Annotated in this window: 24 protein-coding genes; 6 read left to right on the forward strand and 18 right to left on the reverse strand. The window is 39.2% G+C overall.

The features are described 5' to 3' along the window. Window positions 1-2: 2 nt before the first annotated feature. The 14 genes from BLP81_RS09260 to BLP81_RS09325 form a co-directional block, all read right to left on the reverse strand. A complete protein-coding gene (locus BLP81_RS09260; protein WP_093368184.1) occupies window positions 3-767 on the reverse strand; it encodes a ParA family protein in 765 nt (254 codons plus the stop codon). Between the two features lie 87 nt (window positions 768-854). Next, a complete protein-coding gene (locus tag BLP81_RS09265) occupies window positions 855-1,736 on the reverse strand; it encodes an SDR family oxidoreductase (protein WP_093368185.1) in 882 nt (293 codons plus the stop codon). A 62-nt stretch (window positions 1,737-1,798) separates the two neighbouring features. Then, the gene (menA, locus tag BLP81_RS09270) at window positions 1,799-2,713 is read right to left on the reverse strand and encodes a 1,4-dihydroxy-2-naphthoate octaprenyltransferase (protein ID WP_093368186.1); all 915 of its coding nucleotides are present in this window, start codon (window positions 2,711-2,713) and stop codon (window positions 1,799-1,801) included. Window positions 2,714-2,717: 4 nt separating this feature from the next. Then, complete coding sequence (gene purB, locus BLP81_RS09275) at window positions 2,718-4,055, reverse strand: adenylosuccinate lyase (protein ID WP_093368187.1); 1,338 nt, start codon at window positions 4,053-4,055, stop codon at window positions 2,718-2,720. Window positions 4,056-4,165: 110 nt separating this feature from the next. Next, a complete protein-coding gene (locus BLP81_RS09280) occupies window positions 4,166-4,843 on the reverse strand; it encodes a Sir2 family NAD-dependent protein deacetylase (RefSeq protein WP_093368188.1) in 678 nt (225 codons plus the stop codon). 5 nt (window positions 4,844-4,848) lie between these two features. Beyond that, entirely contained in the window at window positions 4,849-5,619 is a 771-nt protein-coding gene (locus BLP81_RS09285) for a carboxypeptidase-like regulatory domain-containing protein (protein WP_093368189.1), read from the reverse strand. Window positions 5,620-5,682: 63 nt separating this feature from the next. Next, window positions 5,683-7,443 carry a DEAD/DEAH box helicase gene (locus BLP81_RS09290; protein WP_093368190.1) on the reverse strand — a complete coding sequence of 587 codons (1,761 nt, stop codon included), beginning with the start codon at window positions 7,441-7,443 and terminating at the stop codon, window positions 5,683-5,685. A 68-nt stretch (window positions 7,444-7,511) separates the two neighbouring features. Beyond that, a complete protein-coding gene (gene rdgB / locus BLP81_RS09295; protein WP_093368191.1) occupies window positions 7,512-8,084 on the reverse strand; it encodes an RdgB/HAM1 family non-canonical purine NTP pyrophosphatase in 573 nt (190 codons plus the stop codon). Continuing rightward, window positions 8,081-9,412 carry a DUF58 domain-containing protein gene (locus tag BLP81_RS09300; protein WP_093368192.1) on the reverse strand — a complete coding sequence of 444 codons (1,332 nt, stop codon included), beginning with the start codon at window positions 9,410-9,412 and terminating at the stop codon, window positions 8,081-8,083. The genes rdgB and BLP81_RS09300 overlap by 4 nt, the downstream gene beginning before the upstream one ends. Then, window positions 9,412-10,398 carry an AAA family ATPase gene (locus BLP81_RS09305; RefSeq protein ID WP_093368193.1) on the reverse strand — a complete coding sequence of 329 codons (987 nt, stop codon included), beginning with the start codon at window positions 10,396-10,398 and terminating at the stop codon, window positions 9,412-9,414. Before BLP81_RS09305 ends, BLP81_RS09300 begins: the two co-directional genes overlap by 1 nt. A gap of 3 nt (window positions 10,399-10,401) precedes the next feature. Next, window positions 10,402-11,598, reverse strand: a complete 1,197-nt coding sequence (locus BLP81_RS09310) for a DUF4350 domain-containing protein (protein ID WP_093368194.1) — start codon at window positions 11,596-11,598, stop codon at window positions 10,402-10,404. Beyond that, window positions 11,591-12,364 (reverse strand): hypothetical protein, encoded by a 774-nt coding sequence (locus tag BLP81_RS09315; protein ID WP_245686442.1) that lies wholly within the window; start codon window positions 12,362-12,364, stop codon window positions 11,591-11,593. The genes BLP81_RS09310 and BLP81_RS09315 overlap by 8 nt, the downstream gene beginning before the upstream one ends. Continuing rightward, window positions 12,354-13,235 (reverse strand): hypothetical protein, encoded by an 882-nt coding sequence (locus tag BLP81_RS09320; RefSeq protein ID WP_093368195.1) that lies wholly within the window; start codon window positions 13,233-13,235, stop codon window positions 12,354-12,356. Before BLP81_RS09320 ends, BLP81_RS09315 begins: the two co-directional genes overlap by 11 nt. Continuing rightward, window positions 13,210-14,184, reverse strand: coding sequence for a stage II sporulation protein M (locus BLP81_RS09325; RefSeq protein WP_093368196.1), 975 nt, complete (start codon window positions 14,182-14,184; stop codon window positions 13,210-13,212). Before BLP81_RS09325 ends, BLP81_RS09320 begins: the two co-directional genes overlap by 26 nt. A gap of 32 nt (window positions 14,185-14,216) precedes the next feature. On the opposite strand from BLP81_RS09325, the gene BLP81_RS09330 reads away from it, so the two are divergent. Together BLP81_RS09330 and BLP81_RS09335 are read left to right on the forward strand one after the other, a co-directional pair. Next, window positions 14,217-14,933, forward strand: a complete 717-nt coding sequence (locus BLP81_RS09330; RefSeq protein WP_093368197.1) for an RDD family protein — start codon at window positions 14,217-14,219, stop codon at window positions 14,931-14,933. Beyond that, entirely contained in the window at window positions 14,933-15,562 is a 630-nt protein-coding gene (locus BLP81_RS09335) for a trimeric intracellular cation channel family protein (protein WP_093368198.1), read from the forward strand. Before BLP81_RS09330 ends, BLP81_RS09335 begins: the two co-directional genes overlap by 1 nt. A 2-nt stretch (window positions 15,563-15,564) precedes the next feature. Here BLP81_RS09335 and BLP81_RS09340 read toward each other — a convergent pair whose 3' ends face one another. Continuing rightward, window positions 15,565-16,281 (reverse strand): peptidylprolyl isomerase, encoded by a 717-nt coding sequence (locus tag BLP81_RS09340; RefSeq protein WP_093368199.1) that lies wholly within the window; start codon window positions 16,279-16,281, stop codon window positions 15,565-15,567. Here BLP81_RS09340 and BLP81_RS09345 point away from each other — a divergent pair. The 3 genes from BLP81_RS09345 to BLP81_RS09355 all read left to right on the forward strand — a co-directional run bounded on the left by BLP81_RS09345 (window position 16,269) and on the right by BLP81_RS09355 (window position 18,802). Beyond that, window positions 16,269-16,907, forward strand: coding sequence for an NUDIX hydrolase (locus tag BLP81_RS09345; RefSeq protein ID WP_093368200.1), 639 nt, complete (start codon window positions 16,269-16,271; stop codon window positions 16,905-16,907). The two genes, BLP81_RS09340 and BLP81_RS09345, sit on opposite strands and share 13 nt — an antisense overlap. 39 nt (window positions 16,908-16,946) lie before the next feature. Then, window positions 16,947-17,765: a lysophospholipid acyltransferase family protein gene (locus tag BLP81_RS09350; RefSeq protein WP_093368201.1), complete on the forward strand. Its 819-nt coding sequence runs from the start codon at window positions 16,947-16,949 to the stop codon at window positions 17,763-17,765. A gap of 86 nt (window positions 17,766-17,851) precedes the next feature. After that, a complete protein-coding gene (locus BLP81_RS09355) occupies window positions 17,852-18,802 on the forward strand; it encodes an aldo/keto reductase (RefSeq protein ID WP_093368202.1) in 951 nt (316 codons plus the stop codon). 179 nt (window positions 18,803-18,981) lie between these two features. Here BLP81_RS09355 and miaE read toward each other — a convergent pair whose 3' ends face one another. The 3 genes from miaE to BLP81_RS09370 form a co-directional block, all read right to left on the reverse strand. Next, window positions 18,982-19,563 carry a MiaE family protein gene (miaE, locus tag BLP81_RS09360; RefSeq protein ID WP_093368203.1) on the reverse strand — a complete coding sequence of 194 codons (582 nt, stop codon included), beginning with the start codon at window positions 19,561-19,563 and terminating at the stop codon, window positions 18,982-18,984. 5 nt (window positions 19,564-19,568) lie between these two features. Beyond that, on the reverse strand, window positions 19,569-21,425 hold the full coding sequence (locus BLP81_RS09365; RefSeq protein WP_093368204.1) for a DNA polymerase III subunit gamma/tau: 1,857 nt from the start codon (window positions 21,423-21,425) through the stop codon (window positions 19,569-19,571). Between the two features lie 126 nt (window positions 21,426-21,551). Beyond that, window positions 21,552-21,725, reverse strand: coding sequence for a YqaE/Pmp3 family membrane protein (locus BLP81_RS09370; RefSeq protein ID WP_093368205.1), 174 nt, complete (start codon window positions 21,723-21,725; stop codon window positions 21,552-21,554). Between the two features lie 166 nt (window positions 21,726-21,891). Here BLP81_RS09370 and BLP81_RS09375 point away from each other — a divergent pair, with 166 nt between their 5' ends. Further along, the gene (locus BLP81_RS09375; RefSeq protein WP_093368220.1) at window positions 21,892-25,134 is read left to right on the forward strand and encodes a S41 family peptidase; all 3,243 of its coding nucleotides are present in this window, start codon (window positions 21,892-21,894) and stop codon (window positions 25,132-25,134) included. Window positions 25,135-25,185: the final 51 nt, after the last annotated feature.

A 25,185-nucleotide genomic window follows, 5' to 3' on the forward strand; every position in this document is an offset into this window, starting at 1 on the left:
ATCTATTTTGACTTTTTAATAATTTCTTCAGCTAGGCTTAAATAGTTGTTGGCACCTTTACTGGCGGCATCGTACTTTATGATGCTTTCACCATAACTAGGGGCTTCGCTTAAACGCACGTTTCTCTGTATAATGGTTTCGAAAACCATGTCATTAAAGTGTTTTTTAACTTCTTCAACGACTTGATTGGACAAGCGCAATCTGGAATCGTACATAGTAAGCAATAAGCCTTCTATATTGAGTTGCTGGTTGTGAATCTTTTGTACACTCTTAATCGTATTCAATAATTTACCTAAGCCTTCTAAAGCAAAATATTCACATTGAATAGGGATTAAGACCGAATCAGATGCGGTCAAAGCATTCAGTGTTAATAAGCCAAGAGAAGGGGCGCAGTCGATGAGAATATAATCAAACTTCGACTTTATAGGTAGCAAAGCCTCTTTCAGCATATACTCACGTCTTTCCATATCGACGAGCTCCAATTCAATCGCTACAAGATCGATATGAGAGGGGATGAGTTCTAAGTTTGGCGAATCGGTTTCAATGATAGCCTCTTCCGCATTTTTGGTATGCTCCAGAAGTTGATAAGTACCGATCTCCACTGATTCTATATCTATACCTAGTCCGGAAGTTGCATTGGCTTGAGGATCTGCATCGATCAACAAGACTTTTTTTTCTAAAACACCTAAAGCGGCTGCCAGGTTTACTGCAGTTGTTGTTTTACCAACTCCGCCTTTCTGGTTTGCAATCGAAATTATTTTACCCATTAAAATATATGAATTATAAGTTGTAAAATTACAATTATTTATGGCATTAGAAGAGGTCTAATTTATTATGAAGTTTTAAATTTTAAATTAAGTTTTCTTTTGACTACGAATCATTTGTTCCAATTGATCCCACATCTCTGGTGTAACCGCTTCAAGAAGATTGAACTGTCCAGCACCTTTCAACCACTCACCTCCGTCAATAGTAATGACTTCTCCATTGAGATACTGAGCAAAGTCGGATACCAGATAAGCAGCCAGATTGGCTAATTCCTGATGATCCCCAACGCGCTTAAGGGGAACTTTCTTAGCCAAATCAAATTTTTCCTTGAGTTCACCTGGCAATAGCCTATCCCAGGCGCCCTTTGTAGGAAAAGGGCCAGGAGCAATCGCATTGAAACGTATGCCATATTTTGCCCATTCTACGGCTAAGGATCTCGTCATGGCAAGCACTCCAGCTTTCGCAGTAGCACTAGGCACCACAAAAGCGGATCCTGTCCAGGCATAAGTCGTTACTATATTTAAGACGGTTTTATTGGACTGCTTTTGGTCTATCCAATATTTTCCTAAGGCCAAAGTACAGTTCTTGGATCCTTTCAATACAATATCTATAATGGTATCAAAGGCGTTAGCTGACAATCTTTCAGTTGGAGAAATAAAATTTCCAGCAGCATTATTCAATAAAACATCTACTTCACCAAAAGCCTCATGGGCTTTTTCAATCATCTGTTCCACTTCTTCGTAGTGCCTTACATCACACTGAACGGGTAAACACTTCCCTCCGGTTTCCGCTTCAAGAGCAGAGGCCGTGTTTTTTAATTTGTCTAGATTTCTACTGGTAATGACTACGTTTGCTCCAAGTTCCAAAAAGTAACTAGTCATTGATTTTCCTAAGCCACTTCCTCCACCTGTAACGATTATGGTTTTGCCTTTTAAGGCATCATCGCGTAACATTTTCTTTTTAAAATCCATCAGATATTTTTTTCCAATTTACAAATTAATGTTATAAAGTTAAGTTTTCTCTTGAACCTATTTTAATTGCTTAGTAATAAAATCAAAAATATAGCTAAGGAAAGTGCAAAGGTACTTAAGGCCACTTTTTTAAGTTCTGGATCCAGACGCTTAGGGTCTTTGTACTGCATAACTTTTTTTAAGTGAACGGCTAACGGAAGGAAAGCTAAAAGTGCTACTATAAGCCATATGGATTGACTGTAGGGATATATTATCAAGAAAACAAGAAGGCTTAAAAAGGCCAGAGTAATCAAACAAAAATGATAGATTTTGGCGAATTGTTTGCCATAGATGACCACCAAGGTCTTCTTGTTGGCATTTTTATCACCGTATTCATCTCTCATATTGTTCAGGTTGAGAACTGCACTGCTCAGAAAGCCAATACTTATAGCGGGGAATAGTAACCAGAAATCCATCTGTTTGGTCATCAAAAAATTAACTCCCAAAACACTGACGAGACCAAAAAAGATAAAGACAAATACATCGCCCAGACCTTTATATCCATAAGCAGAATTACCTACAGTATATTTAATAGCAGCTACAATTGCAGATGCTCCTAGGGCTATAAAAACCAAACTCAGAAAGAAATCATCTTTACCAAAACTCACGTAAACAAGAATCAAAGCGAATGTCGCCGTGATGACAGAGGTTAAAATAATTCCTTTTTTCATTTCCTTATCGGTGATGACACCGCTTTGTAAAGCCCTCATCGGGCCAATGCGTTCATCATTGTCGGTTCCCTTTATGCCATCGCCATAATCATTAGCAAAATTGGATAGGATTTGTAAGCCCAGAGTGGTTGCCATTGCCAGCCAAAATATAGCAGAATCAAATTCCCCTAATGGAAAAGCCAGGCCAGAACCTACGAGAATCCCGGAGAGGGAAAGCGGTAATGTGCGTAATCGCGCTGCAGAAATCCAGGCTGCGGTTTTACTCATAACTTTAAATTCCAGTGTAATTTGATGGCGTAATAGCTCTTAATTCAGCTTTTACAGAATCAGAAACTTCAAGAGAGTCTATAAATCTGGAAATGCTTTCTTCATCTATTTTAGAATTGGTTCTTGTCAAACCTTTTAAGGCTTCATAAGGATTTTCAAAATCTTCGCGCCTTAAAATCGTCTGAATGGCCTCGGCCACTACAGCCCAATTTTCATTTAAATCTCGTTGAATCTTGTCTGCATTCAAAACCAATTTATCTAATCCCTTGCCTGTGGATTTAAGTGCGATAAGCATGTGACCCATCGGTACACCGATATTTCTTAAAACGGTACTGTCGGTTAAATCTCTTTGCAGACGACTGATAGGTAATTTAGCAGAAAGGTGTTCCAGTAAAGCATTGGCAATGCCAAGGTTACCTTCAGAATTTTCAAAATCGATGGGATTCACTTTATGGGGCATGGCTGAAGAACCAACTTCTCCTTTTTTTATTTTCTGTTTGAAATAGTCCATGGATACATAACTCCAAATGTCCTTATCAAAATCGAGAAGTATGGTATTGAGGCGTTTCATCGCATCAAAAATGGAGGCCATATTATCGTAATGTTCTATTTGAGTAGTCGGAAAGGAGTGTTTTAATTTCAAGCGTTTTTCCACAAAATCTTTTCCAAAAGCCCGCCAGTCGATGTCTGGATAAGCTACTTTATGGGCATTAAAGTTTCCTGTGGCTCCGCCGAATTTAGCAGAGGAAGGGACAGCTATCAACTGTTTTAATTGTTCTTGTAGTCTCACTATGAAAACCTCGAATTCCTTGCCCAATCGGGTAGGGGATGCCGGTTGTCCGTGGGTTCTGGCAAGCATGGGCACTTTGGCCCATGCTTCAGCTTTAGCTTTAATCTTATTGATAACCTGTTCCAATTCCGGAATATAAACATCATGAATGGCTTCAAGCAGGCTTAGTGGAACCGCAGTGTTATTGATATCTTGAGAAGTTAATCCAAAATGGATAAATTCTTTGGATGTTTTTAAGTTCAGGTTATCCATCCGCTCCTTGATAAAATATTCTACAGCTTTCACATCATGATTGGTGACTTTTTCAATCGATTTGATATGCTCTGCATCTTCAAGGCTAAAATCCAAATAAATAGACCGCAAACTCGGGTACAGTGCACTGTCCACATCTTTTAATTGAGGAAGTGGCAATTCACATAGGGCGATGAAATATTCAATCTCTACACGCACTCTGTATTTGATCAAAGCATGTTCGCTGAAATAGCGGTTTAGAGATTTAGTTTTGCTAGCGTAGCGCCCATCTATAGGAGAAATTGCGTCAAGTGAATTCATGAATTCAAAATTAATTTTGCCAGCAAATATAAGCTTTCAGCAGCATTTTTTTTCAGTAAATAAGATTTACTTTTACGCCAAAATCTTGTCTGATTTTTTTACTTATGACTTTAACCCAGGAGTTTGGTGACCACTTTTTCCACGCCAGTTGTAGCATTCTCAGCAAACACGTGCACATGTTCTGATGCAGATATGGAAGGACTTGGATCGATAAAATAAATAGGGGTATGTTGTGGGGCAAAATCGATAAGCCCTGCCGCTGGATAGACTTGCATAGAAGTTCCCACTATGATGATAATATCTGTTTTTTTGATGATGTCTATGGCTTTGTCCATCATTGGCACAGCTTCGCCAAACCAAACCACATGCGGTCTTAATTGATGATTTTCGCTGTTCACATCACCTAATTTTAAGTCTTCGGTCCAGTTGTAAATGAGGTTTTCATCGTTCACACTTCTTGCTTTCATGAGTTCGCCGTGAAGATGAGTGACGAGAGAACTTCCTGCGCGTTCATGTAAATCATCTACATTTTGAGTGATGATATCAACTTCGAATTGTTTTTCAAGGTCAACCAAACGTCTATGAGCCTTATTGGGTGAAACTGTTTTTAACTGTTGTCGTCTTTTGTTATAAAACTCTAAAACCAATTCCGGATTCTGTTCGAATCCTTGTGGAGTAGCGACCTGCATGACATCATGACCTTCCCAAAGTCCGTCATGGTCTCTGAAAGTTTTGACACCACTTTCTGCGCTTATTCCTGCGCCAGTAAGTATGCTGATGTGTTTCAAAACGCTTATCTTTTTATAGCTCTGTAGTCTTCATAGCAGCTGCTCAAAGCATCAAGAACCTGTAAGTCATTGGCTGTGGTGATAAAGTCTCTGGAATAATTACACCTGTCCAAAACCTGATCGATGTCTTCTTTGCTAATTTGAAGCACTGCTGAAAGGGTTTCTCTGTCGAATTTATCCTGGAGAATATCTTGAATGCTTTCGTTCATTTTCATCTTGCGCAGACGTCTCATCTGTTGATCCTTTTTACTGAAGGTCTTATAGAGTAAATCAGCAGGATTGGAAATGGACTGCAAAACTTTTGAAATGGCACTACTTTGATAGTTTCCACCTTCGTAAGCATAATCTAAACCAGATATACTATACCTGTAGTTATCGTAGATAGGAATGTTTTTGGCGTCAATTTCTAAATAACCGGTAAGTTGAACTTCTTGTAATTTGACTTCCTGTAAGGCTATGGCAGATTCTGTCATTTTAATTTTGACATCACCAAATTTTACCCAGTCATCAGTTATTTTGACTTGTATAGATCTAAAACCAAGATAGGAGAAATACAGGGTGTCATTTATTCTAGCTTTGAGTTGAAATTCACCATCTTCATTTGTAGTAGATCCTTTTACTGTATTGATATTTACAATATTAACATTTTCAAGAGGTTTATCGTTGGCGGCATTCATCACAATACCTGAGATGCTAATCACTTCTTTTTGTTGACTCCAACTCATCATTGAAACCAGAAAAAGGCTAATAAATGTAATCGTGTATTTTAAATTCATATATTAAAAGTAGTCATTTCGAGGCAATCCTTTTGCATCGAAATGACTTTTTTAAATATTAATTTAGCTCTTTTTTCTTCTTCTTTCAAAAGAACTTTTTACGCTTGAACCTCCTGATTTTTTTCCTTTAAAATCAGAGGATTTGTTTTTATCAAAACGTTTTCTCGGTTTGCGATCTCCACGATCACGGCCTCCGCCGCCACCTTTTCTTCCGCTACCGCTTTTTTGGTCTTTCGTGATTTCAACATTCACATGTCTGCCTTTTAGCATAAAATTGTCGAAAGTACTCACTACTTTATCAACGTCATCTGTAGCGACATTAAAGAAAGAGAATGTATTTTTCACATCCACTTTAGCCACACCATCACGGTCTAGATTCAATTGCTCTTTCAGAAAATCTTTCATTGACATCCAGTTGAAACCGTCTTTTTCACCAATATTGATAAAGAAACGGGTTTCATCTCCATAATCCTTGCCGGAAGAATAAGATTCATCTGCAGAATGCTGAGTTATTTTTGGAGCATTTTTATAGTAATTATGGAATCTCGTAAATTCTACAGAGAAAAATTTCTTGATGATTTCTTCTTTGCTTAAATCTTCAAACTGAGCTTCCAAATCCGGGATAAACGAATCTATGTCCGGATTGATTTTTGTACTCTTAATTTCGTCTGCAAGGTGAAATAACTGGCGTTTACAAATTTCATCTCCGGAAGGCAATTCTTCCTGAGTGAATTTCTGACCGATAATTTTTTCAACCTGACGAATTTTTCTAACCTCACTTTTAGTAACGATTACCAAAGATTTACCTTCTTTTCCAGCACGACCAGTTCTTCCACTACGGTGGGTGTAAGTTTCGATTTCGTCTGGCAGTTGATAATTGATAACGTGAGTAATGTCATCTACATCAATTCCTCGAGCAGCAACATCTGTGGCCACAAGCATCTGAATTTGCTTCTTTCTGAAACTATTCATCACCATATCTCTTTGAGCCTGGCTCAAATCCCCGTGAAGGGCAGAAGCGCTATAACCGTCTTCAATAAGTTTTTCAGCTACTTTTTGAGTGTCTCTTTTGGTTCTGCAAAAGATCACTGCATATATATCTGGATTGGCATCCACTACGCGTTTTACCGCACTATAGCGATCACGTCCACCTACGATGAAATATTCGTGGCTAACGGATTTTGTCGATATGTTTTTTTGTCCTACAGTAATTTCTTTAGGACTTTTCATGAACTTTTTAGCAATCATCGATACTTCTTTCGGCATCGTTGCACTAAATAACCATGTATTCTTTTGGTCTGAAGAATGTGATAAAATCTCTTTGATATCTTCGAAGAAACCCATATTCAGCATCTCATCGGCTTCGTCAAGAATACAAATGTTGATGTTGGAAATATCGATAATATTTCTCTGGATCATATCTTTCATACGTCCAGGAGTAGCGACGATAATTTGTGCTCCTCTCTTTATTTGCCTGGCCTGATCTGTAATACTCGCTCCGCCATAAACCGCAACTGTGTTGAGATTTTGGTAGTATTTTGCATACTGTTTTAGCTCGTTGGTAATTTGCATACACAACTCACGCGTAGGAGAAAGAATTAAACCCTGTGTTTTTTTAGAATTAAGGTCGATATTCTGGATTAATGGGAAACCAAATGCCGCGGTTTTACCTGTACCTGTTTGGGCTAGCGCTACCATATCGGTAGGCTCTTCGAGCAAGACTGGAATCGTTTGTTCCTGTACTTCACTCGGGGACTCAAATCCTAAATCTTCAATTGCTTTCAAGATTTCAGGGCTTAAGCCTAATGATTCAAATGTAGTCATAAGTATTTTAAAAATAGGTGCAAAGGTACGTATTCCTAAACTGGTTATAAGGGCTATTTGTTTTTATTTTAAGCTTTTAGAAATTCTATGAGTTGTTGAAAGGCTAAACCGCGGTGACTTATCTTATTTTTTTCGGAAGCCGGCATTTCAGCAAAAGTCTGCAAATACCCCTTGGGCTTGAATATGGGATCATAACCAAATCCACCTGCACCCGAAGGTTCTTTTGTGATTTCTCCTTCACATAGGCCTGTAAATATTCTTTCTTTAGACCCATCCTTGAAGACAATAACTGTTTTAAACTGTGCTGAGCGATTTTTTTTGCCTTCCAGTTCCTTTAATAACTTCTTTTTGTTGGCTTCATCGCTTTTGTCCTGACCTGCATATCTCGCCGATTTGACCCCTGGTTTTCCGCCTAAAGCTTCCACTTCGAGTCCTGTATCGTCTGCAAAACAGGGCAAGTCGTATAATTCTGAAATCGTATCCGCTTTAATTTTGGCATTGGCCTCAATGCTTTCTCCAAACTCCACGATTTCTTTGGTGTAGTCCAGATCGTTTAAAGATAGCATCTGAATATGTCCTGGAAGCAAAGCTTGAATTTCCTTGACTTTATTGGGATTGTGTGTAGCGAAAATCAGTTTCATAAGAGTCCTTTTGCTTTGATTTCTAAATATTTATTGATGGTTTTGACCGATAAATCCTTTGGCTTGGTCAATACAGCTTGTATGCCATTTTTCTCCAGTTCTTTCACCATCAGCTGTTTGTTATAGACAAATTCCTGGGCGATGGTCTTTTCGTAAATCTCTGATAGTTTTGTCGTTGATTTATTTGCTAATTCATCCAATTCTGTATTTTCAAAAAAGATGACCACCAGAAGATGAGATTTAGCCACAGCGCGAAGGTAGGGCAGTTGCCTCTTCAAACTTGTCATGTGTTCAAAATTGGTATACATCATCAGCAGACTGCGCTGGGTGATTTTCCTTTTACTATGCGCGTAGAGCCTGTTAAAATCTGTGATCAGGAAGTTGGTTTGGATTCCATACAAAGTTTCCAGCAGGGTGTTGAGATGCGTTTTTTTGGACTGGGCCGGCACAAAATTTTCAATCGTGTTGGCAAAGGTGAGCATGCCGACTTTATCTTTTTTCTTTAATGCGATATTGCTAAAAGCTAAAGAGGCATTGATAGAATAATCCAAAAGAGATAAACCTTCAAAGGGCATTTTCATCACACGGCCTACATCTATTAGATTATAAATTGGCTGAGACTTTTCATCCTGATACTGATTTATCATCAGACTGTTGTGCTTTGCCGTTGCCTTCCAGTTGATCGTTCGTATATCATCACCAGTGACATAATTTTTGATTTGCTCAAACTCCATGGTGTGTCCAATTCTTCTGATCTTCTTCATTCCATACTGACTCATTTTATGATCGATGGATAAAAAGTCTAAGTCACGCATCTGAATAAAAGACGGATACACTTTGACCATGCCTTCATTTTCAAATCTATAACGTCGTTTTACCAGTTTAGACGTGGTACTTACATAACAATTGAGATATCCAAATTTGTATTCTCCGCGTTTTACGGGGGTAAGTGTATAGTTATAGTCTCGTTTTGAATTTTTTGTTAAGTATAGAGTTTTCAAAAAATCCCTCTTCTGAAATTGCTCCGGGATTTCATCTATAAGCTCAAGATGAATGGGAAAGTTGTATTTATTTTCCAAGTGGAGTTCAACCGCATTTGAATCGCTATTGGAAAACTTATCCGGTAAAATCCTGTCTGCAGAAAACTTTTCACCACTAAACAATCTAAAAACTTCACCTGATAATATTCCTGTAAATATAATGAGCAAGCCAGTGCTGATGATAAACAGGCTCTCAAACCAAAAGGAAAGCAAAAACAGGCCTGATAAACTGTACAGAATGGTATACACCAATCTGCCAAAATAAAGAGATGAAATAAATTGACGCACTATCGTGGAATTTCTACAGATTTATGAATAAGATCGATGACCTGTTCCGGGGTTGTGCCCTCCATTTCTTTTTCTGGTGATAGAATAATCCTGTGATTCAGTGTGGGTTTCAGGCTCATCTTGACATCTTCAGGGGTTACGAAATCTCTACCTTGAATAGCCGCAAAGGCCTTAGCCACTTTGAGAATGGAAAGTGAAGCTCTGGGAGAACCACCAAGCAATAAATGTGGATGTTTCCTGGTTTGCATAACAATTTCAGCGATGTAATCGAAGATTTTGTCTTCCACGACGATGTCATGGATTTGATCTCTGAATTTGAGCAGAGTCTCCACCTTCATCACAGTTTCAATCTCACTTAAGGCAAGCTTAGCTTTACGCTTATGCTGCAGTTTTAAGATATGGACTTCTTCTTCTAAATTTGGATAATCAATTTTCAATTTGAATAAAAACCGGTCTAGCTGAGCTTCGGGCAGGGCATAAGTCCCTTCCTGTTCTATGGGATTTTGAGTGGCAATCACCATAAACGGCGGTGGCATTTTGTATTCTTTCCCATCCATCGTGATTTGTTGCTCTTCCATGACCTCAAACAAAGCCGCCTGAGTTTTAGCAGGAGCTCGATTGATTTCATCGATCAGTACAATATTGGAAAAAATGGGTCCTTTCTTAAATTCAAAATCAGACTGATCTGCTTTTAAAATGGAAGTTCCAAGTACATCGCTAGGCATTAGATCTGGTGTAAACTGAATCCTGCTGAATTCCGTATCGATGGATTTGGCAAATAACTTTGAAGTGATGGTTTTAGCAATTCCAGGAACCCCTTCTATAAGCACATGGCCGTCGGTTAATAAACCCACGATAAGCAGCTTTATAAAATCGTCCTGACCTACAATGACTTTAGCGAGCTCATGCCGTATGGCATCTGTCGCCGATTTCAGTTCTTCTAAAGGGATTCTGTTAGTGAATTCTAGTGGATTTTCGTCTTGCATAATCTAGCTGTTGAAAGTTGTAATTTTAGTATCTAAGGTTTTTAATTCGTCCTCACTGACGACTTCAGAGGTATTGATGTGTTCAATATACTGAAATAATGTTTTTAAGTCTTCATAATCTTTAGCGGTTTTGGAAGACAGATCTTTTAGAAATGCCGAATCAATATCATGTGTGGATAGATGATAGGCAGACCTGATGTGTTCCAAAAAGCTTTTAATCTGTTTTTGAGCGATGGCTTTGTGGTCTTTTTTATCCAGGTACATCCCAGCGATGGTTTGAGTAAACTCATAAGACCGGTTCCGAACTGCCGGAATAATGGGGATGGGGCGTTGTTTTCGTTTTCCTCCAAAAAGCACAAACAACAGCGATGTGAAAATAATAAGGTAATAAGCTGATTTTAAATAAGGATTGGAAAGTAAATAATACAAAGGATTGGTAATCCTTTCTTTCCCGGATTTATAATAAGCATCCCAAAATAAAGGCTGATTTAAATTCAGGTAACCCAAAGTGCGAGCTGTATAATCGCTATTAGTTCCATCTACCATAAAATAATTGGTATAGATTTGCGGGGCGAGATGCAGAAGAAATTTTCCTTCTCCCCAGTCGACCTGAATGTAATTGGTGTGATTTGCCTTGTCGAGTTCAGCATTTTTGGCTTTTACAAGGCCGAGGGGTTTTGTTGTTGCTGAGTCTATTTCAGAAAAATAAAGGTATTCAAAGGCTTTTTTTGAGGTTTTAAATTGGGGTAGTTTTTGAAGTTTTTCTATCAAATTGAAGCTGGGCTGGTATTCAATTTCAGAATTGCTGACATGAAAAGTAACTTCTAAATCCAAAGTGTCTAAAAGTAATTTAGGAACACCTTCAGAAGCGATGAATACCGTATTTCCAGAGTCTGCCCATTCTAAAAGTGCGTTGCTTTCTTCATCGGTCAAGTTGACAAAATTGTTCAGGAAAAAGTAGGTGCCTGATTTTTGTAGGCTATCCTGAAATATTTGAAAAGGAGATTTCTTAAAATGCTCAATATCTGAGGTGACCGTCTGCAAACCTTTATAAAAAATTTCGGTCGCCAGCGCTCTATCATCGGTATGCACGTAACTCGCCGACCAGTCTGTAGGCTCGTCGGCTGTTTTGTCCATGATCATCACCAGAATGACAAGTCCAAAAAGTCCCCATAGCAAGCCTTTCGTTTTTTTATCCATGAGTTTTGCTGTTATGGATGTTGCGGATCAAATTTTCAAAACGCATTTTAGCGGCTTTAAAATCCGTCACTCCGAGTTTAAAATCACCATACCATACAAATTCATAGAATCTGGAGGCGTAAGAGAAATCTGACCGGATGTCTTGCTGAGTGATTTCAGATTTATAATCTGTATTGGTTTTCTGAAATTGATATTCGATGAAATTATAGTCTTTCAAATGTTTCAGAATATTCAAAAACAAATAGCGAGAAGCAAGTCTGTAATTCCCTTCAGATTCTGCTTCTTCAATTAAAGTGGATAAATCCTTTTGCTGAATTAAGCGCTCATCTTCAGATAAATTGAGTTCGCTTTGATCTGCTGGAGGTGATTTTTGACTGACGACATAATACTTATTGAAAAGCCAGGCGATGAGCAGGCCTAAACCGAGGATTAAAAGTATTTTTAAAACTAAAGCCATATAATTCCAAAAGTTTCCTTCAGAAATTCCCGACAGCAGCCATTCCAGGAATCTATTCCACTGCAGGCTTAGCCAGTGCTTGAATTTTTCCCAGGCAGATTCTTCTCGCACATTTTTAAAGTAATTATAAGCCTCATCTGCCTGATAAGCTTCGATAAGAGATTCATCAAATTCGATCACTTCCCGGCGGCTTTCTATACTATCGCCAGATTGAAAATAAGGAGAAGCCCATAGCGAGTCAGTCCCTATTAAATTCAGAATAAAAAGGAGAGCGAGTGAATAATAATATGGACTTGATTTAACTTCCAATACGGTCTATATCTTCTAAAGTTCCTGTTTTATTGTGAAATTCATTAAGGTTGAAATAAATCAAGGCGATGCTGACAAGGGTGGCCAAACCCAAAATATACTGGGCTAAAGAGGCCAAAACATATAGAGTCATGTATAACCAATTGCTGGCTAAGTTTGCCGTACCAGGTGTTCCTGCACCTTCCTGCAATGAAGTGAAAGTTTCTAAGGCACTTATCACAACCAGGGGTATGGAGAATAATCCACTGATGAGTGAAACCAGAATGGTAATGATAAGCAGGGTGGCAAATGTAATCCACCAATTTTGCCTGATGAGTTTAAAGCATTCTGAAAAAGCCTCTGAAAATGATTTTTCCTGAAATACGATGATGGGAAAAATCAAAGTAAGCGGAACAAATAAATATATTCCTGGAAGAATACATAAGAGAAAACCGATAAAAATCAGAACAATATACACGACAAAACTGCCGAGTGTTCTGGAGAAAAACAGCCCTATATACTGGCTGACTTCTTCGTCTTTGATCACGCCTTCGTTCTTGACATAACTCTTTATGATGCTATTGATGGTGGTTATGCTTAATGCAGAATAAGCCAGGGAGCTTAATAACATGAGTAAAAGAGCAATACCGGAGGTTGATATTAACTCAAAAAGAAAATTTTCTGCACCACCTTCTAAGATATTCCCGGTAAAACTGAGCGACTGGTACTGATAATATGTGCTTGCGGCTACAACGAGGAGTAAAAGCCAGCCCACATGTTTGAGATAAAGCCTGAAAATCGGTTTATATTCTTCTCTAATAAACATGAAGGTGTCTGAAATAATAGCGCCAAGATCACGCTCTTTTTTAAAGTTGATGTAGTTGTTTTGCATGTTGCTTATAAATTAGGTGAGGTAAAATAACATAATAATAAATGATTAAAATCAGGGATAGTGAAATGATTGAAATGGCTAACCAGTCTGGCATTCCAGTAAGCCGAGTCACAAATCCTTCCAAAAACCCTGCAATAATAAAAAAGGGAATAGTGCTGATTACAATTTTAAGTCCAGCTTTGACGCCCTGAATAAAAGATTGTAAACGGGTATAAGTTTTTGGAAACAGAAGGCTTTTCCCCATGACCAGTCCAGCACAGGCTGCTACAATGATAACCGAAATCTCTATAGTGCCGTGAATCCAAATGGTTCTGGCCGATTCCCAGAGCAGGCCCTGCTCATAAAAAAAATACTGGAACGAACCCAGCATAATGGCGTTTTGTAAGACTATATAGATAGTCCCTAATCCAGCAAGAATTCCTGCGACGAAAGCAAATAAGGCCACTTTTATGTTGTTGAGTGTGATTCCCAGAAACATATCGGTTTGGTTAGCTTTCTTATAAACCGCCATAGGATCTCCTTTTTCGATATTTTCTAAGGTAGAATTTACATAAGCGTCTCCCAAAATCAGCCTGACAAACCCGTCGTCTGAAGCTGCAGAATAGGCTCCAATTGCGCTAAAACCTAAGAATAACAGAAAAGCCAATAGTAAAGTTGAGCGATGTTGGTAGAAAAACAAGGGAAATTCTTTACAATAAAACTGATAAATCTTGTTTTTGGATTCTTTTTTGGTCTTGTATATCTTTTGATGCACTCCTACTGAAAGTTCGTTCAGGTAGGCTAAAGTCTCGCTGTTGGGATAAAAAGTTTGCGCATAATTGAGGTCTTCCGTCAGCTCAACATAGAGTTTGGAAAGTTCACTGGGAGAAATCCCCATATTATTTTGCACAAGCCTTTCAAATTTTAACCATTTGTCTTTATTTTGCTTGACAAAAGCCGCCTCTCGCATCTGTTTATAATTTATCCAAAGAAACACAATCTATGAGTCATTTTCAAATCGAAACCGCACAAAATGTAAAGATTCAACAACGTGTGGCTACAGTATGGGATAGAATTTTGGCATATCTCATAGATTTTATTGTAATTATGGCTTATATTCTCGCTACTGCTGCTATTATGACTGGCCTGATGGATGTCTCTCCGTTTGAAAGCATGGCAACTTCCCTGGTGCTTGGTTTACCTCCTTTTATGTACCATCTTCTTATGGAAACCTTTTTGAATGGTCAAAGTGTAGGCAAGGCCTCCCTGGGCTTAAGGGTTGTGAATCTTGACGGATCTAAGCCCCAGTTTTCGGGGTACTTGATACGATGGCTGCTGAGAATTGTAGAAATAAGTTTAGTGAGTGGCGCCCTGGCTATCGTGACTATATTAATGAACGGGAAAGGGCAGCGCTTAGGGGATATTGCTGCCAAGACTACGGTTATCACAGAACGTCGAAAAACAGGTTTTAAAAGCATGCCCTTATTCGACATCGATGATTCTTATCGCCCGCAGTATCCGCAAGTGGCAACTTTAAAAGATAAAGACCTGAGGCGGATTAAATCCATCTTTGAAAAAGCTCAAAAGAATAGTGAGCATTCTATACTAGTTAAGCTAGCCGATAAAGTTGCAAGCCAACTTCAGATAAAAACCGAACAGTCCCCAATAACTTTTATACAAACTGTATTGAAAGACTATCAATACTATAGCACGCATTAATGGAATATACTTTTATACTTGACATTCTTGGCGTGATTGCCTTCTCTATTTCGGGAGTACTTTCTGCCTTGAAGAAAAGAATGGATGCTTTTGGCATATTTATAATAGCCTTTGTGACTTCTGTAGGAGGAGGAACTTTAAGAGATGTTTTATTAGGAGTACCCGTGATGTGGATGCAGGACCTTACTTATGTGTATGTCATCATCATAACTGCTGTTTTAGCTGTTTTCTTTAGAAAAAAACTCTTTTATTTAAGGAAATCCCTTTTCCTGTTCGATACATTCGGTATAGGGCTTTATACAGTGGCTGGAGTAGAAAAGGGAATTGCAGAAGGACTTCCCGCTATAATTTGCATTGCCTTGGGTACAGTTAGTGCTTGTTTTGGAGGTGTGATTCGGGATATTCTGTGTAATGAAATTCCTCAAATATTCAGAAAGGAAATTTATGCCACGGCCTGTATTTTGGGCGGATTTAGTTACTTTGTCTTTTTAAAATTGAACCTGCCTTTAAGTCTTATTTTTATATTTTCCGGATTTGTGGTTATCCTTGTGAGGCTTTCAGCGGTGGTTTTTAAGTTGTCCCTTCCTTCGGTGTATAAAAAAGATGAGGATATTGAAGATTATTGGTGAATTTATCTCACCACTTTCATATCCATACCCACATTTTTAAGCGGCCATTCACTGTCGTCTGTCTCCAAGTCATCGATTTTTTCTATCACCTCCATACCATCAATAATTCTACCGAATACCGTGTGTTTACCATCAAGATGATAGGCTCCGTCCGGTTTGGTTACTACAAAAAATTCGAATGGAGACGAGGCATTACTTACATTTTGTTCGGCATATTTGGCAGCAGAAACCATCCCGTAATCGTGGGGATATTTAGAAATAGATTCATTAGGAATTAAATAATCTCCAACGGCTCTTCTGAATTGGTGAGTCGCCATTCTGTCGCTGTTCCCTCCCTGGACAACAAAATCACTATCAACTCTATGAAATACTGACGTGTCAAAATAACCGAGTTTTGCTAACCTTAAGAAGTTAGCACGATGGAGAATAGGTTCAGGGAAAAGCTCTATGGTAAAGGTTCCAAATTCTGTTTCCACATCTACTATTGTTTCGGGATTGTTTTCTCCATAGGCTTTCAGAAAGGGAATCAACTCTTCTTGCTCCACAAATTCTATCTGAGATAAATCTCGATCAGTTTTGCCATTTGATGGGATTTGGACTTCAACTTTTTCTACTATAGTATCTTTCTTTACTTCACTTTTTGTAGTTGAATTATCTTTGTTTTCTTTACAGGCGATAAAGGCAACTAATAGACATAAAAAAAAGAATGGATTTTTCATCATTAACGAATTTGGTTTCAAAATTAAAAAAAATAGAACTTCCTGGCGAATCTTTTCACTATCAACTCGCACCCCTATTTAGACAAGATGAGCTTCAGCGTATCGATTTAACTGAAAAGGATCCAAAATATGCCGGAGTGGTTTCGCTTTTATACCCGAAAAACGGTGAAGCTTTTATGGCGTTTATCTTAAGAAAAACTTACAAAGGAGTGCATTCCAATCAGATAGGTTTTCCAGGAGGAAGGTATGAAGAAGTCGATAAGGATTTGATGCAGACGGCTTTGAGAGAAACCGAAGAAGAAATCGGGGTTTCCTCCACGGCTATACAAATCATAAAACCCCTGACACAACTATATATACCTCCTTCCAATTTTTTGGTACATCCTTATTTAAGTATTGTAGAGGTAGAACCTATTTTTGTTCTGCAACAAAGTGAAGTTGAAAATCTCATTGAAATTCCGCTTTCTGTTTGCCTGGATAAAAGCAATTTCCATACTGAAATTATCGATGCGTCTTATGCTAAAAATGTAGAAGTCCCGGCTTATAATTTCAATGGACATGTGGTCTGGGGAGCTACTGCTATGATTTTAAGCGAAATAAGAGAACTCTTTTCAAGATTAACATAAGTCTATAAATCTGTATATTTGTTAATCAATATTTGAAACATGGGCTTATTCAAAAAAAATCCTTTTGGACATTATTTAATTTTAAAAAAATGGCTGATCAGGATCATGGGTGGACTTACTCATCAGCGTTATCAAGGTTTTAATGATCTTCAGATCGAAGGCTCTTCCATTATAAAAAATCTACCGGACAGGAATGTTCTCTTTGTATCCAACCATCAAACCTACTTTGCCGATGTCGTGGCCATGTACCATGTGTTTAATGCTTCCTTGAGTGGTAGAGATGATAACATCAAAAATGTTGGCTATTTATGGGATCCCAAACTGAATATTTATTATGTAGCTGCTGCTGAAACCATGAAAAAGGGTTTGCTGCCAAAGATACTGGCCTATGCGGGATCTATAAGTATTGACAGAACCTGGCGAGCAGACGGTCAAAGTGTTAATCGGCAGGTGAAAATGAGTGATATTTCCAATATTGGAAAAGCACTGGACGATGGCTGGGTGATTACCTTTCCGCAGGGTACGACCAAACCCTGGAAACCCATCAGAAAAGGTACTGCTTTCATCATCAAGAAATATAAACCTATTGTGATTCCGATCGTCATAGATGGTTTTAGACGATCCTTTGATAAAAAAGGGATTCGTATCAAAAAACGAAATATTCTTCAGTCTATGGTGATCAAAGAACCTTTGGAAATAGATTATGACAATGAAGAAATAGAAAGCATTATCGAAAAGATTGAATTTGCCATTGAGCAACATCCTTCATTCTTAAAAGTCATTCCAGAAAGTGAGATTAAGGCGCATGAATCGCTTAACGAACAGCGTCGTTATAGTGCCAAAAACAAAAAGGAATAAAAACAGATAGTTAAATCTAAACTAAAAAGTCAAATGATTTTTGATACTAGCTTGTTTGAATTTAAATTTAAACAAAACATAAAATCATGAAAACTTTAAAATTCAATAACAACGATCAACTAGATGTTATAGGTTTAGGGACTTGGAAATCTGAACCTGGTGAAGTCAAAAAGGCTGTGAAACATGCTTTGAAAACTGGTTACAGGCACATAGATTGCGCTGCGATATATGGTAACGAAAAAGAAGTAGGGGAAGCTTTAAAAGAGATTTTTGAGGAGGGTAACATCAAAAGAAATGACGTTTTTATAACGTCTAAACTTTGGAATAATGCTCACCGTAAAGAAGATGTAAAACCAGCTTTGGAGAAAAGCCTTAAAGATTTACAGCTCGATTATTTAGATCTGTATCTCATGCACTGGCCGGTAGCTTTCAAATCTGATGTAGAAGGCTTTCCTGAGTCTGATGACGGATTTCTTTCTTTGGAAGAAGTACCTCTCAAAGAAACCTGGGAAGCAATGGTGGATCTTAAAAACCATAACTTGGTTAAGCACGTTGGAGTCTCCAATTTTAGTCAGAAAAAATTAAGTCAGCTGATGAAAGAAACCGATTTTGTTCCTGAAATGAATCAGGTTGAATCTCATCCTTACTTACGACAGGCAGAATTGGTGAAGTTTTGCCATGATAATGGGGTTTTAGTGACAGCTTACTCTCCACTTGGCAGCCAGGATCGGACCGAGGAGATGAAAGCAGATGATGAGCCAACGCTTTTGGATAATAAGGTAGTAAAAGCAGTTGCCGATAAGCACAGCGCAACACCAGCTCAAATCTTAATCAGTTTTCATTCTGAAAGAGATGTGGCTACCATTCCAAAATCTGTCCATAAAGACAGAATCGAAGAAAATTTCGAAAGTCAAAAGGTGAGTTTAGATCCCGACGATATGAAAAAACTCAGCAGCCTGGGCAATCACTATAGATATGTCAAAGGAGATATCTTTAAAACCTCTGATGGGAAGTACACTAATGTTTTTGATGAGTAATCTTAGGGAATGCTGAATAACGAATATTGAATCCTAAAAGTCAGAGTGGAATAGCTTTTAATTGAGTTCGTTTTACTCTGATTTTTTTATTTGAAATTAAATCGAATGCGATGCTTTTAATTCCAAAATAAATTCCACTCACCACCTGCCTTTGCCAAGGAACGCAGGCAGGCTCACCACTACCCATGTACCGAAGCTCCAGACTGGAAAGACTCCAGAATTTCGGCTTCATAATCCAGCAAGTCCGACCATTTTTGGTTTACTTCTTCAACATCGTGATACTGCCTGGCAAATCTTAAAAACATGGTGTAATGATTTGCCTCGCTGATCATCAGTTTTCGGTAAAACCGTCTCAGTTTTTCGTCGCTCAACTCTTCAGACAAAAGTCTGAAACGCTCACAACTCCTGGCTTCTATCAGGGCAGCGTAGAGCAGACGATGTGCAAGCTGAGTCTGTCGGCTGCCACCTTTGGGGAAGAAAGTAACCAAACGAGCCACATAATCGTCTTTTCGATCTCTGCCCAAAGGAATATTTTTTTCTTTCAAAAGGTCATGTACCATTTTAAAATGGCTCATTTCTTCCTGAACCAGTTCGGTCATTGCAGTCACAAGTTCGGTGTATTCAGGAAAAGACACGATAAGGGAAATGGCTGTAGAAGCGGCTTTTTGCTCGCAATAGGCATGATCTATAAGAATCTCATCTATATTTTTTTCAGCGATGTTTGCCCATCGCGGGTCTGTAGGTAATTTAAGTCCAAGCATAATCTTTATATATCTAAATCAAAAGTGGTTCTCAATAATTCCAGATTTGGATTTTTCTCACACAATTTTTCAAATTTCTCTCGTGGTGTATAAACATATTTCTTTTCAGACTTATGATTGACAGAAATGTCGAGGCTTATCGATGTATTTTGAAGCCTGTCTTTCAAATAAGTCATCAAATCACCCTGGTCCTGAAGCAAATTCAATCTCATGGAATCATTGGGAAGTTCAAGTTTTATTACAACTCCGTCGAGTTTTGGTCTGGCCGTTCCCATCACCGAAGCCACAATTTTACTTCCGTTATTTCTCAAGACCTGAATAAAATCGTTCCAGGCGTTCAGCATATCCTCTTCATTAAATTCCGAAGTCAATTGCTCTTCTTCAGGCTTGTCTTTTTTTAGTTGTTCCTTAAGTCTTTTCTTTTCCTGAATGCTCTTGATAGAGAGACCGTTTACCTTTTTGGGAAGATTCTTCAGCAGGGGATTGATTTTTTCCCGGGGTTCTTCCGCGAGTTGAACCTCTTCTGATTTGCCTGACTGTGTCTCGGAGGCAGGTTTTGTCTCCGTTAACTTAATGTCTTCAGCAGATGAGCTTTGAGCTTCAGACTGAGTAGGCTTAACGTCCGGAGCTGGAGTAGCTTCTGACAACTTCTCTTTCAGCTCTGCATCAGGTTTCTCTGATGCCTTTTCGGCTGGTTCTGATGGAATAGGCTGGGGTTTAGTTACTTCCGAAAAATGCGAAGACGCTTCTTCAACCTCTCTCGGACTTAAGATGTGGTGTTTAGTCTTTTTTTTTTCGGGGGAGTCAAGATCCGAAAGCGAAGCCAGCTTCATGAGACAAAGCTCCACATGTAAACGCTGATTTTGACTCAGTTTGTAATTGAAATCACAGCTGTTCGCTAAATCAATACCCTCTTGTAAAAAAGGATATGAAGTGGCCTGAGATTGTTCAAAGTATTTGGTTTTGGTGCGTTCACCAACTTCCAGTAAAGCAATGGTCTGTTGATTTTTGGACACCAGTAAATCTCTGAAATGCGAAGCTAATCCAGCGATAAAATGCTGTCCATCAAAGCCTTTAGCCAGAATTTCGTTAAAGTAAATCAGAACTTCAGGGATATTATTTTCAAGTAAAAGATCTGTGGTTCTGAAGAAGGTTTCATAATCCAAAACGTTCAGGTTTTCTGTAACCGCTTCACGCGTCAAATTATTCCCGCTAAAACTGACGACCCTGTCGTAGGTGGACAAGGCATCGCGCATGGCTCCATCCGCCTTTTGAGCAATGATGTGAAGTGCATCTTCATCTGCATTAACCCCTTCTTTTTTAGCGATTTCAGCTAAATGCTCTTTGATGTCTCTAACGGTAATTCGTTTGAAATCAAATATCTGGCAGCGCGACAAAATAGTAGGAATGATTTTATGCTTTTCTGTAGTCGCTAAAATGAAAATGGCATGCTTGGGTGGTTCTTCCAGTGTTTTTAAAAAGGCATTAAAAGCTGCCTGAGATAACATGTGTACCTCATCGATGATATAGACTTTATATTTTCCAGTCTGCGGAGGAATTCTCACCTGATCGGTAAGATTTCTAATGTCATCTACAGAATTATTGGAAGCCGCATCCAGTTCAAAAATATTGAAGGCAAAATCTGTGGATGCATCATCTGTAGCATCCTGGTTAATTTTCTTGGCAAGAATTCTCGCACAGGATGTTTTCCCCACTCCTCTGGGTCCTGTAAAAAGCAGGGCCTGAGCCAGATGATCATTCTTAATGGCGTTGAGCAATGTGTTGGTAATCGCTTTCTGTCCAACGACGTCTTCAAAAGTTTCCGGTCTGTATTTTCTAGCAGAGACAACAAAATGTTCCATGTCACAAATATAGTTTTATGAAAAGTAATCGGCAACGCCAGATCAATTTAAATTAAAAATAATAAAACAGTATAGTCTAAGCTTTAATGAAGTAAAATATCAGTAAATAGATCTGCTGATTAGCGCTTAAACGCTTTTTTCATCGTTTTTAGCGATGATCCAAATGGCATGCACAATACCCGGAACAAATCCTAAAATGGTAAGTAAAATATTGAGCCAGAAGGCTCCACGGATGCCAACGGTAAGAAAAACGCCAAGCGGAGGAAGTATGATCGCAAATATAATTCTAAGAATATTCATAGGTCTTTTTTTGATTGTTTGGATAAACTTATAGAATAATCTCACGGATAGCAAACTATTTAAGATTTAACCAGGCTGTTTTCATAAATTGAAAATGAAATTAGAATCTTCAAGGTTTTGATTTCATTTTTATAAATTAGAGTCCTAAATTTTTATGCACATCCTTATGAAGAACCTATTTTTAGTTCTGATGCTAGTTTTTAGTTCAATTCAAACTTTTTGTCAGGGGACTATGCTTTTGCGACAGCCCACTTTATCGGCAGAGCATGTGGTTTTTGTCTATGCCAACGATTTATGGAAAGCACCACTTACCGGTGGAGATGCCATTCGCCTGACCAGCAATGCAGGTTATGAATCTTCTCCTCATTTCTCTGATGATGGAAAATGGATTGCCTTTAGTGCCGAATATGGGGGTAATACCGACGTGTATGTCATTCCTGCAGAAGGGGGGTCTCCAAAACGGCTGACGTATCACCCGGGTGGAGATTATGTTCAGGGCTGGACTCCTGAAGGAGAGGTTTTATTTCGCACAGGAAGGAAAGCACATCCTACCAAAACGTCTCAGTTGTTTACGGTCTCTATGCAGGGCAGTTTTCCTGAACCCCTGGTCGATATCAGAGCTTCCTATGGAGAAGTTTCTCCTGATGGAACCTACCTGGCTTACACGCCCATCACGTCCTGGGATCCGGAATGGAGAAATTACAGGGGAGGACAGGCTATGCCCATTTGGATATTGAATTTAGAAAATCACGAGTTGACGAGAACTCCCCAGCTAGACAGGGAAAGGCATCTTGACCCGGTTTGGGTTGGACAAAAAGTGTATTACTTATCCGAACGCGATTATGTGAATAACATCTGGAGTTATGACATGGCCTCTCAAAAAGAAGAGCAAATCACGTTTCATAAAAAATTTGACATCAAAAGTCTGGATGCTTTTGGAGATCAGATTGTGTACGAGCAGGGGGGGTATTTGCATAGCCTGAATATAAAGGATAAAACAACTACACAATTAGCTATCAATGTGGCGGGAGATTTAAACTTCAGCAGAGAACGCTGGGAAGAGGTCACCTCGGGAAATGTAAGTAACCCAAACCTTTCTCCTAAGGGCAAACGCGCTGTTTTTGAACATAGAGGGGATATTTTTACCTTTCCCAAAGAGGAGGGAAGCTGGAGAAATATTACGCAGAGCAGCGGTGTGGCCGACCGGTTTCCAATCTGGTCGCCCCAGGGCGATAAAATCGCCTGGTTTTCTGATGCCAGTGGAGAATATGAGCTGGTCGTTGCCAATCAGTTTGGTGAAAATAAAAGAGCCTACGCGCTTAAAAATCCTACCTTCTATTTCACACCAGACTGGTCGCCAGATGGAAAATTAATTAGCTATACCGATACTGACTATAACCTGTGGTATGTCAATTTAGAAAATGGCGAAGTTATAAAAGCGGACACAGATCGCTATGCACATCCTAACCGGACCCTCAATCCTAACTGGTCCCCGGACAGCCGATTTATCGCTTATGAAAAGCAGCAAAACAGCCATTTTAAAGCCATCTTTATTTATGATACGCAGTCTAAAAAAACGCATCAGGTCTCCGATCCTCTGGTCGATGCTACCTCGCCTCAATGGGATCAAAACGGGAAATATTTGTATTTTCTGGCCAGCACCGACTATGGTTTGAGTTCAGGCTGGTTAGACATGAGTTCTTACGATCCGTCTGTAAACAGAGCTTTGTATGCCACTGTTTTAAGTGCGGACGGACAGGCTCCAAATTTACCTGAAAGTGACGAAGAAGAAATCAAAAAACCGGAAAAGGAAAAGGCCGAGGATGATAAAGACAAAAAGAAAGAAGAGACCCTTGTAAACATTGATTTCGAGAATATTCAAAACAGAGTAGTAGCCTTAGACTTACCGGTACGTAATTATCAGTTCATCCTAAGTTCGAAAGAACAGCAGCTCTTTATCGCCGAATCCGTTCCGAATCAAAGCGGTTTAAAAGTGCACAGCTATGATGTCAAAAAGGAAAAGGCGGAAGATTTTGAAGCGGGTGTAAGTCAGATGGTGCTTTCCAAAAACGGGGACTATACACTGTTTCAAAAGGGAGGTTCCTGGGCGATTACCGACACGAAAGGAAAAGCAAAGCCTGAAGATAACTTATCGGTTTCTGCCAAAATGCATGTCGTACCTCAGGCTGAATACGCTCAGATTTTCAAGGAAGCCTGGCGGTTTATGCGCGATTTTCTGTATGTGGATAATGTACATGGTGCGCCATGGGATAAGATTTACAGCTGGTACCAGCCCTGGGTAAAACACGTGAATCACAGGACAGATTTGAATTATCTGGTGGATATCATAAGCGGTGAAGTGGCCATTGGTCATTCGTATGTATCTGGAGGAGATATGCCGGATGTACAACGCGTTCCCGTCGGTTTGCTGGGTGCTGATTTCGAAATTGAAAACGGCTTTTATAAAATCAGTAAAATCTATGATGGCGAACACTGGAATCCTGATTTAAATGCACCTTTGGGTTTAACAGGACAAGAAGTCAAGGCGGGAGATTATATTTTAGAAGTGAATGGCAGTGCTATTTCGGCCCAGGATAATATTTATGAACATTTCGCCCAAACGGCTGGCAGAACGGTTTCTGTACTGGTAAATAGAGTCCCGTCAAAATCCGGCGCAGAAAGAGTTTATGTGAAGCCTGTAAGGAGTGAAAATGACCTTCGCTATATAGACTGGGTAGAAAGCAACAGGAGAAAGGTAGGTGAGCTATCTGAGGGTAAGCTGGCTTATGTGTATATCCCTAATACGAGTAATCCGGGTTTTACAAGTTTCAACCGGTATTATTTTGCACAGCAGGATAAAAAAGGGGTGGTCCTGGATGAAAGAAACAATGGCGGAGGTTCTGCAGCCGATTATATGATTGATATTTTGACCCGAGAACCTATGGGTTATTTCAACTCTAAAGTTGGAGATCATCGTCCATGGACAACACCTATTGCCGGCATATGGGGCCCAAAAGTGATGATTATCAATGAACGAGCGGGTTCCGGCGGTGACTTACTGCCTTATATGTTCAGGAAAAAGGAGATTGGTCCCTTAGTTGGAACCCGGACCTGGGGTGGTTTAGTCGGGACCTGGGATACACCACGCTTTATAGATGGAGGAAGAATGGTGGCTCCCCGGGGTGGTTTTTATGACACCGAAGGAGAGTGGGCCGTGGAAGGTGTGGGTGTAGCACCAGATATTGAAGTCATAGATGCTCCAAAATATGCCCTGAAAGGCATAGATATACAGTTGCAAAAAGCTGTAGAAGAAGCTTTAAGGCTTTTAGAAACCGAAGAATTTGAATTGCAGCCTGAACCGGAAGCCCCGGTAAGATGGAAGCGACCTGAAGGTTACGATAAGGATTAATCGAACACTACGACAGATCGGAAAACGAATCGTGGAAGGAAACACTCTTTT

The organism is Psychroflexus sediminis (assembly GCF_900099815.1).
Classification (GTDB): Bacteria; Bacteroidota; Bacteroidia; order Flavobacteriales; family Flavobacteriaceae; genus Psychroflexus; species Psychroflexus sediminis.